The organism is Streptomyces regalis, from assembly GCF_001509475.1.
GTDB lineage: Bacteria > Actinomycetota > Actinomycetes > Streptomycetales > Streptomycetaceae > Streptomyces > Streptomyces regalis.
This window is the reverse complement of sequence record NZ_LLZG01000108.1, coordinates 1-8,194: the sequence shown is the minus strand read 5'-3', so window position 1 is coordinate 8,194 and position 8,194 is coordinate 1. Positions and strand designations below refer to the sequence as shown.

The window sequence follows — 8,194 nt, the reverse complement described above, 5'->3', positions numbered from 1 at the left end:
TGGAAGCACCGTAAGGTGTGGAGGTGACCGGTACTAATAGGCCGAGGGCTTGTCCTCAGTTGCTCGCGTCCACTGTGTTAGTTCTGAGGCAACGACCGTTGCCGGTTTTTTGAGTAGAACAGACAACAGAAGAGTGTGCTTGTTCGCTCGAAACCATTAGGGTTTCGGTGGTTATAGCGTGAGGGAAACGCCCGGTTACATTTCGAACCCGGAAGCTAAGCCTTACAGCGCCGATGGTACTGCAGGGGGGACCCTGTGGGAGAGTAGGACGCCGCCGAACAATCTTTGGAGGACCTCTGGTCCCAGCGTCAAGCTGGGACCAGAGGTCCTTTTTTGTTTTTCCGGAGCGCGCTGGGTAGCCGACTGCGCGAGAATGACTTGCGGTACCGAAGACAGGAGTCACCGATGTCCACCAACTCTCCCGACGATCGACCGGAGCGCGACCAGCGGCGACGGGACAGTGGTGACCGCGGCGACCGGGGTGACCGAGGTGGTTTCCGCGGGGACCGGGGTGGTTTCCGGCGCGACAACGACCGTCGTGACAGGGACAACGACCGTGGTGACCGCGGTCGTTACCGGCGTGATGACACTCGTGGTGGCTATGGCGGCCGACCTGACGATCGCCGCGATGACCGGCGCGACGACCGCCGGGACGATCGGCGTGATGACCGCCGTGACGGCGACCGGGGGCCCCGTCCCGCGTTCCGTCGTGACGACCGGTCGGGTGGGCCGCGTCGGGACGATCGGGATCGCGAGCGCGGATTCCGTCGTGACGGCGACCGACCCGCCCACCGTCGCGACGACCGCGGAGAGCGTCGGGACGACGACCGTGGTGGGTTCCGGCGGGACGACCGCGGTGAGCGTGGCAGCTACGGTCGCCGTGACGACCGTCGGGGCGATGACCGTGACCGTGGTTTCCGGCGCGACGACCGGCGCGATGACCGCCGTGACGACCGGCGTGATGACCGGCGGGACGATCGCCGTGACGGCGAGCGGGGCGGGTTCCGGAGGGACGACCGGGACCGTGGCTTCCGGCGGGACGACCGCGGTGAGCGGGGCGGCGACCGGGATCGTGGGTTCCGTCGGGACGACCGGCGTGGTGAGGACCGCGGGGATCGCGGCGGCTTTAGGCGCGATGACAGCCGGGGTGAGCGTGGTGGGTTCCGGCGGGACGACAGCCGGGGTGAGCGTGGTGGGTTCCGGCGTGACGACAGCCGGGGTGAGCGCGGTGGGTTCGGGGGGCGGGACGACCGTGGCGGTCGTGGGCCCCGTCGGGACGACCGCGGTGGGCGTCCCGGAGGGTTCCGTGGGCGTGATGACCGTCGGGATGACCGGCGTGGCGGTGGCCGGTTCCGTGATGAGCGGGATCGGGATCGCGAGCCGATCAAGCGGCTGCCTATCCCGGAGGACGTCACGGGCGACGAGATCGACAAGGACGTACGGCAGGAGCTGCAGAGTCTGCCGAAGACGCTCGCGGAGGACGTCGCCAAGAATCTGGTGATGGTCGCGCGGCTCATCGACGAGGACCCTGAGGGCGCTTACGGCTACTCCAGGGTGGCCCTGCGGCTGGCGTCGCGTGTCGCGGCCGTACGCGAGGCGGCCGGGTTCGCGGCGTACGCGAACCAGAAGTACGCCGAGGCGCTCGCCGAGTTCCGGGCCGCGCGGCGGATGACCGGGACCGTGGACCTGTGGCCGCTCATGGCCGACTGCGAGCGTGGGCTCGGGCGGCCGGAGAAGGCGCTGGACATGGCCGGGGCTCCCGAGGTGCACAAGCTGGACAAGGCCGGGCAGGTCGAGATGCGGCTCGTCGCGGCCGGCGCCCGGCGTGACCTGGGGCAGCTCGACGCGGCCATCGTGACGCTGCAGAGCCCCGAGCTCGCCTCCAACGCCGTACAGCCGTGGACCGCGCGCCTGCGGTACGCGTATGCCGACGCGCTGCTTGCGGCGGGGCGGCAGGGTGAGGCGCGGGAGTGGTTCGCCAAGGCCGTCGAGGCCGACAAGGACGGCAGCACGGATGCCTCCGACCGGCTTGCCGAGTTGGACGGTGTCGAGTTCGTCGACGCCTTCGACGAGAACGAGAACGAGGGCGAGGACGAAGAGCACAGTGACCCGCAGGCTCCGGGCGGACCCGAACAGGGCGGCGAGGAGTGAGCGACGCGTGAGATGAAGGGCGGGATCCCGGGCTTGGGGTCCCGCCCTTCGGCGTTCAGAGGTCCAGGGCGCGCAGGACCAGGCCCGAGGCCGGTTTCGGGCCGAACGACGTCGACTTGCGGGGCATGGTGACGCCCTGGCGGGCGAGGTCGCGTACGACGTCCTCGCGGACGGGGTGCATCAGGACGGCCGTACCGCCGTCGCGTTCCGCCTTCTCGACGGTGGCGGCGGTGTCGTGGATGTAGGCGATGCGGGTGGGGTCGTCCTCGGGGATGTGCCAGATCTCGGCGAGGAGCGTGGCGTGCAGGACTGTCGCGTCCAGGGTGCGCCAGGCGGCCGGGCGGTCGGTGGGGACCGTGCGGGCGAGGAGGGCCGGGTCCGGGCGGTCGACGAGGTGGAAGGCGCCGTCTCCGGCGAGGAGGTAGGCGTTGCCCGCGCGAGCCGCGTCGGCCAGGGCCTCCAAGGCCTCGGTCAGGGGGACTTCGAGGCGGCGTAGGCGGAAGTGGCCGTCGAGGGCGGCCAGGGCGTCCGGTACCGGCAGGTCGTGCAGGAGGCGGTGGATCGCGCGGACGCGGAGCGGGTAGCGGGCCGTGTCGACCAGGAGGACGAGGCCGTAGTCCCAGGGGCTGGGCGAGGGGTGCTCCGCGCGCAGACGACGATACGTCGCCCAGCGGTGGTGGCCGTCGGCGATCAGGGCCTGGTGGCGGGTCAGGTCGGACTGGATGCCGGCCAGGTCGGCGGGGTCGGTGATCGACCAGAGGCGGTGGCTGAAGCCGTCCTCCGTGGTGGTCGAGAAGAGCGGTGGGCGCTCGATCGTGCGCTCGATGACGGCGGTCGCGTCGGCCGCAGTGCCGTTGCCGCGGTAGGTCAGGAGCAGGGGTTCGAGGTTCGCGGAGGTGGCGCGCATCAGGGCCGCTCGGTCGGCGACCACGTGCGGCATGACGTCCTCGTGCGGCAGGACCAGGCCCTCCGAGGGCTCCGTCACGCGCAGGGCGCCGATGATGCCGCGCTGCAGCATTCCATTGCCGTCGTGCTGCTCGTAGACGTAGAGGCCGGGCTCGGGGTCGGCGGTCAGTACGCCCTCGGACAGCCAGCGGCGCAGTGTCTTGGCCGCCTGTTCGTTGCGGACGCCGGCCGTGTCGGCCTGAGGGAGGATCAGGCGGACGATGTTGTACGGGTCCGCGTCCTGGAGGTGGTGCAGGCCGTCGGGGCGGACGACGACGTCGTACGGAGGGGATGTCACGGCGGCGAGGCTGCTGACCCGGTCAGGGTCGTAGCGAAGGCCTCGGAACGGGGTGAGTTCGAGGCCTCGGCGCGCCGTTGCTTCCGGGTGACCTGCTGTGTTCATCCCGGCATCGTACGGGTGTCAGTGGCATGGGGGATGATCGGGGAAAGCCGTCGAACTAGGAGCGATGCGGAATGAGCCAGGGTGTCCGGATGAGGCCCGAGGGCAGTGGGCAGGCCCTGAGCGAGGCGTACGACACGGCTCTGCTCGACCTCGACGGTGTGGTGTACGCGGGGGGCCATGCGATCGTGCATGCCGTCGAGTCGCTGGCCGTGGCCCGTGCGGGCGGGATGCATCTCGCGTATGTCACGAACAACGCCCTGCGGACGCCGGATGCCGTCGCCGTACATCTGACGGAGCTGGGGATACCCACGGGGGCGGACGACGTCATCACCTCGGCGCAGGCGGTCGCGCGGCTGATCAGTGAGCAGGTGCCGGCGGGCGCCCGGGTGCTGGTGATCGGCGGGGAAGGGCTGCGGGTGGCGTTGCGGGAGCGCGGGCTGGAGCCGGTCGAGTCGGCGGACGACGATCCGGCGGCGGTCGTGCAGGGGTACGGCGGGCCCGAGTTGCCGTGGGGGCGGTTCGCGGAGGCTTCTTACGCCGTTGCGCGCGGGGTGCCCTGGTTCGCGTCCAACACCGACCTGACGATTCCGAGCGGGCGTGGGATCGCGCCGGGCAACGGGGCGGCGGTGGAGGTGGTGCGGATAGCAACCGGTGCCGAGCCGCAGGTGGCGGGCAAGCCGTTGCCTCCCATGCACCGGGAGACGATTCTGCGGACGGGTGCCGAGCGGCCGTTGGTGGTCGGGGACCGGCTGGACACCGACATCGAGGGCGCGTTCAACGGGGACGTCGACTCGCTGCTCGTCCTGACCGGGGTGACCGACGGCGCGCTGTTGCTTGCCGCGCCGCCGCAGCATCGGCCGACTTATGTCGACGCGGATCTGCGGGGGTTGCTCACCGGGCAGCCGGAGGTCGTGGCCGGCGGGGGCGGCTTCCGGTGTGGTGGTTGGACGGCCACCGCCGGGGCGGAGCGGCTGGAACTCGACGGTGACGGTGCGGGCTTGGACGGGCTGCGGGCGTTGTGCGCGGCGGCCTGGACGGCGGCTGGTGAGGGCGTGTGCGAGCTGGAGGCGGGGAAGGCGTTGGCGCGGCTGGGGTTGTGAGCCGCCGCACCGTACCGGAGAGAGGGCGGGCGCGGGCACGCAGCGGGATCGTGGCTGAATAGCAGGGTAGGCTAACCTAACTGCGTGTTGGTCGACAGTCCTCCCGAACAGCGCGCGGACTCCGTGTCCGTGCCCCCAACCCGACGGGCGCTACGTGCCGTTGGGCTGCTCGTCTCTGTCCTGATTCTGGTGGTCGTCGCGATGGCGAGCATCGCGATCGGGGCGAAACAGCTGTCCATGGGCGAGGTCTGGCACGGCTTGTTCGAGAGCTCGGGGACCTACGGCGACGTCGTGGTCGACGACCGCATCTCGCGCACCGTGCTCGGACTGCTCGCCGGCGCCGCCCTCGGTCTCGCCGGGGCCGTACTCCAGGCGCTCACCCGCAACCCGCTCGCCGATCCCGGGCTGCTCGGCATCAACGCGGGCGCGTCCGCCGCGGTCGTCACCGCCATCACCTTCTTCGGCGTCACGAGCCTGAGCGGCTACGTCTGGTTCGCCTTCCTCGGCGCGGCCGCGGTCGGGGCGATGGTCTGGTTCCTCGGCGGCAGCCGGGGCGCCACTCCGGTACGGCTCGCGCTCGCCGGTACGGCGATCAGCGCCGCGCTCTACGGCTATCTCCAGGCCGTAATGATCACGGACGACGCCGCGCTCAACAAGATGCGCTTCTGGACGGTCGGTTCACTGTCCTCGGCGACCGACGAGACCATCACCCAGGTACTGCCCTTCCTGCTCGCGGGTACGGTCCTCGCGCTCGCCCTCGCCCGGCCGCTGAACGCCATGGAGATGGGCGACGACACCGCCAAGGCCCTCGGCGCGAACCTGAACCGCACCCGGGTGCTGTCGATGCTCGCCGCGACCGTGCTGTGCGGGGCCGCGACCGCCGCCTGCGGACCGATCGTGTTCGTCGGCCTGATGGTGCCGCACGTCGTACGGTCCTTCACCGGTCCCGACCTGCGCTGGATCCTGCCGTACGCGGCCGTCCTGTCGCCCGTGCTGCTGCTCGGTGCCGACGTCCTCGGCCGGATCGTCGCCCGGCCCTCCGAGCTTCAGGTCGGCATCGTCACCGCGATCCTCGGCGGACCGGTCTTCATCTTTCTCGTACGACGGCGGAGGACGGCCCAGCTGTGAAGACCGCAGTGAAGAGCGAAGCGAAGTCCGCAGGGAAGGCGGCAGGGAAGGCCGGGCGTGCCGTGCGGGCCCCGGGCGGGCTCTCCGTCCGGCTGGACGTGCGGGCGCTGACCGTCGTCGTCCTGTTGCTGCTCGCCGCGCTCGCCGCGAGCGTCGTGCTGATCGGCACCGGGGACTTCCCGATCACGGCGGGCGACGTGCTCAGGACGCTGGGCGGCGACGGCAACGCGGGGCAGGAGTTCATCGTCAACGAGCTGCGGCTGCCCAGGGTCCTCGTCGGGCTCCTGGTCGGTGCGTCGCTCGGCCTCGGCGGTGCGCTGTTCCAGGCGCTGTCCCGCAACCCGCTGGGCAGCCCGGACATCCTCGGTCTCGGGCAGGGGGCCACGGCCGGGGCGCTCGTGGTGATCGTCCTGTTCTCCGGGAACGCCGCGCAGGTCACCGTCGGCGCGCTGGTGGGCGGACTCGCGACCGGGCTCGCCATCTACTTGCTCGCCTGGAAGCGGGGCGTGCACGGTTATCGACTGGTCCTGGTCGGTATCGGTATGTCCGCGATCATGACGGCGGTCAACGGCTATCTGCTGACCAAGGCCGACCTGGTCGACGCGGCCCGCGCGGTCGTGTGGATGACCGGCTCCCTCAGCGGCCGTGACTGGGCCCAGGTCTGGCCCATGCTCGCGTTGTGCGCCGTCCTGGTACCGCTCGTCCTCGCCCATGCGCGTGGGCTGCGGATGATGGAGATGGGTGACGACGTCTCGTACGCCCTGGGAGTGCGCGTCGAACGCGTACGGCTGCTGCTGATGCTGGCGGCCGTGCTGCTCACCGCGGCCGCCACCGCCGCGGCCGGACCCGTCAGCTTCGTGGCGCTCACCGCCCCGCAGCTCGCCCGGCGCCTGACCCGCTCGCCCGGGCCGAACCTGCTGCCCTCCCTGTGCATGGGCGCCACCCTCCTCGTCACCGCCGACTGGGTCTCCCAGCGGGTCTTCGGAGCCGACCAGATGCCCGTGGGCGTGGTGACGGGCGTGCTCGGCGGCGTGTACCTGCTCTGGCTGCTGGTCACCGAGCGCAGGGCGGGCCGGATATGAGCGCCGGCAGCAGCAGGGAGAGCCTCAGCAGCGGGCCGAACAACGGGCTGAACAACCGAAGGAGCACTGTGAACCGCCTGTCCGCCGACAACGTCACCCTCGCCTACGACCAGCGGGTCATCGCCGAGCAGCTGTCGGTGGAGATACCCGACAACTCCTTCACCGTGATCGTCGGCCCGAACGCGTGCGGCAAGTCCACGCTGCTGCGGGCGCTGTCGCGGATGCTCAAGCCCAGCCAGGGCCGGGTCCTGCTGGACGGGCAGGTCATCCAGTCCATGCCGGCGAAGAAGGTCGCGCGCACGCTGGGTCTGCTGCCGCAGTCCTCGATCGCGCCCGACGGGATCACCGTCGCCGACCTGGTGGGCCGCGGCCGTTACCCGCACCAGGGGATCCTGCGCCAGTGGTCGACCGAGGACGAACGGGTCGTGCAGGAGTCGATGGAGCAGACCGGGGTGGCCGAACTGGCCGATCGCTATGTCGACGAATTGTCGGGTGGTCAGCGGCAGCGCGTGTGGATCGCCATGGCGCTCGCCCAGCAGACGCCGCTGCTGCTGCTCGACGAGCCGACGACCTACCTCGACATCCAGCACCAGATCGACGTCCTCGACCTGTGCGCCGAGCTGCACGAGGAGCAGGGGCGCACGCTGGTCGCCGTGCTGCACGACCTCAACCACGCCGCCCGGTACGCCACGCATCTCATCGCGCTGCGCGGCGGACAGATCATCGCCGAGGGTGCGCCGAACGACATCGTCACGGCCGAGCTGGTCGAGGAGGTCTTCGGGTTGCGGTGCCAGGTCATCGACGACCCGGAGACGGGGACGCCGTTGGTGGTGCCGGCGGCGCGGAAGGCACGCGAACAGGTCAAGAAGGATCAGGTCACGAAGGTCGCGGCTACAGAAGCTTCCTGAGCACCAGCAGGTCGCGCACGCCCGCGTGCAGCTTCACCCGGCCCGAGCCCCAGGCTTTGGCGAAGTGCAGCTCGCCGTCGACCAGGGCGAGGAGGTCGTCGCCGGCCATGGTGAGTCTGATCTGAGCCTTGTCGCGGGGTTGGCCCTGGAACGTCTCGTGGATATGGATGCGGCCGCCCGCCATGCGGCCGGCGAACGTCACGTCCAGGTCGGTGATGTGGCAGCTGACCGAGCGGTCCAGGGTCGCGGCCGTGCGGACGTCCCCTTCGGCACGCTGCATGTTGTCCGAGAGCTTTTCGAGTGCGGCGCGGCACTCCTCAATCGTGGCCATCGCGATCGACGGTACCCCAGCGGTTCGGGGTAGCGTCTGGGCATGAGCGACACAGTTCCGGAGACGGGGACCCCGGCGGAGGCCGGGCTCGCGGTCGAACCCGAGCGCGTGGTGGAATCCGAGTACGACCCCGCCGCCCCCGCCCC

General features: G+C 70.7%; 8 protein-coding genes and 1 rRNA gene. 7 read left to right on the top strand and 2 right to left on the bottom strand.

What is annotated here, in order from left to right:
- Positions 1-163: 163 nt before the first annotated feature.
- The 3 genes from rrf to ADL12_RS53990 all read left to right on the top strand — a co-directional run bounded on the left by rrf (position 164) and on the right by ADL12_RS53990 (position 2,151).
- Positions 164-280 (top strand): 5S ribosomal RNA (gene rrf / locus ADL12_RS16295).
- Positions 281-463: 183 nt separating this feature from the next.
- Positions 464-1,501: a hypothetical protein gene (locus ADL12_RS53995; protein WP_159053178.1), complete on the top strand. Its 1,038-nt coding sequence runs from the start codon at positions 464-466 to the stop codon at positions 1,499-1,501.
- Positions 1,393-2,151: a tetratricopeptide repeat protein gene (locus ADL12_RS53990; RefSeq protein ID WP_208614552.1), complete on the top strand. Its 759-nt coding sequence runs from the start codon at positions 1,393-1,395 to the stop codon at positions 2,149-2,151. The genes ADL12_RS53995 and ADL12_RS53990 overlap by 109 nt, the downstream gene beginning before the upstream one ends.
- Before the next feature lie 55 nt (positions 2,152-2,206).
- Here the strand turns inward: ADL12_RS53990 and ADL12_RS16285 are convergent, their stop codons facing one another.
- On the bottom strand, positions 2,207-3,499 hold the full coding sequence (locus ADL12_RS16285; protein ID WP_062703014.1) for a DUF1015 domain-containing protein: 1,293 nt from the start codon (positions 3,497-3,499) through the stop codon (positions 2,207-2,209).
- A gap of 71 nt (positions 3,500-3,570) precedes the next feature.
- Here ADL12_RS16285 and ADL12_RS16280 point away from each other — a divergent pair, with 71 nt between their 5' ends.
- From ADL12_RS16280 to ADL12_RS16265, 4 genes are all read left to right on the top strand, one after another.
- Positions 3,571-4,599, top strand: coding sequence for an HAD hydrolase-like protein (locus ADL12_RS16280; RefSeq protein ID WP_062703013.1), 1,029 nt, complete (start codon positions 3,571-3,573; stop codon positions 4,597-4,599).
- An 84-nt stretch (positions 4,600-4,683) separates the two neighbouring features.
- Positions 4,684-5,727, top strand: a complete 1,044-nt coding sequence (locus ADL12_RS16275) for a FecCD family ABC transporter permease (protein WP_062703011.1) — start codon at positions 4,684-4,686, stop codon at positions 5,725-5,727.
- A complete protein-coding gene (locus tag ADL12_RS16270) occupies positions 5,724-6,809 on the top strand; it encodes a FecCD family ABC transporter permease (protein ID WP_107119927.1) in 1,086 nt (361 codons plus the stop codon). The genes ADL12_RS16275 and ADL12_RS16270 overlap by 4 nt, the downstream gene beginning before the upstream one ends.
- Positions 6,806-7,717, top strand: coding sequence for an ABC transporter ATP-binding protein (locus ADL12_RS16265; protein WP_079052074.1), 912 nt, complete (start codon positions 6,806-6,808; stop codon positions 7,715-7,717). The genes ADL12_RS16270 and ADL12_RS16265 overlap by 4 nt, the downstream gene beginning before the upstream one ends.
- Here the strand turns inward: ADL12_RS16265 and ADL12_RS16260 are convergent.
- Complete coding sequence (locus tag ADL12_RS16260; RefSeq protein ID WP_062703006.1) at positions 7,701-8,048, bottom strand: sterol-binding protein; 348 nt, start codon at positions 8,046-8,048, stop codon at positions 7,701-7,703. The two genes, ADL12_RS16265 and ADL12_RS16260, sit on opposite strands and share 17 nt — an antisense overlap.
- Positions 8,049-8,194 lie beyond the last annotated feature (146 nt).

What these genes read in the sequence shown, in the direction of transcription:
- ADL12_RS16285 (WP_062703014.1), bottom strand. Translation starts at nt 3,499, where the DNA reads ATGAACACAGCAGGTCACCCGGAAGCAACGGCGCGCCGAGGCCTCGAA.
- ADL12_RS16280 (WP_062703013.1), top strand. Translation starts at nt 3,571, where the DNA reads ATGAGCCAGGGTGTCCGGATGAGGCCCGAGGGCAGTGGGCAGGCCCTG.
- ADL12_RS16265 (WP_079052074.1), top strand. Translation starts at nt 6,806, where the DNA reads ATGAGCGCCGGCAGCAGCAGGGAGAGCCTCAGCAGCGGGCCGAACAAC.
- ADL12_RS16260 (WP_062703006.1), bottom strand. Translation starts at nt 8,048, where the DNA reads ATGGCCACGATTGAGGAGTGCCGCGCCGCACTCGAAAAGCTCTCGGAC.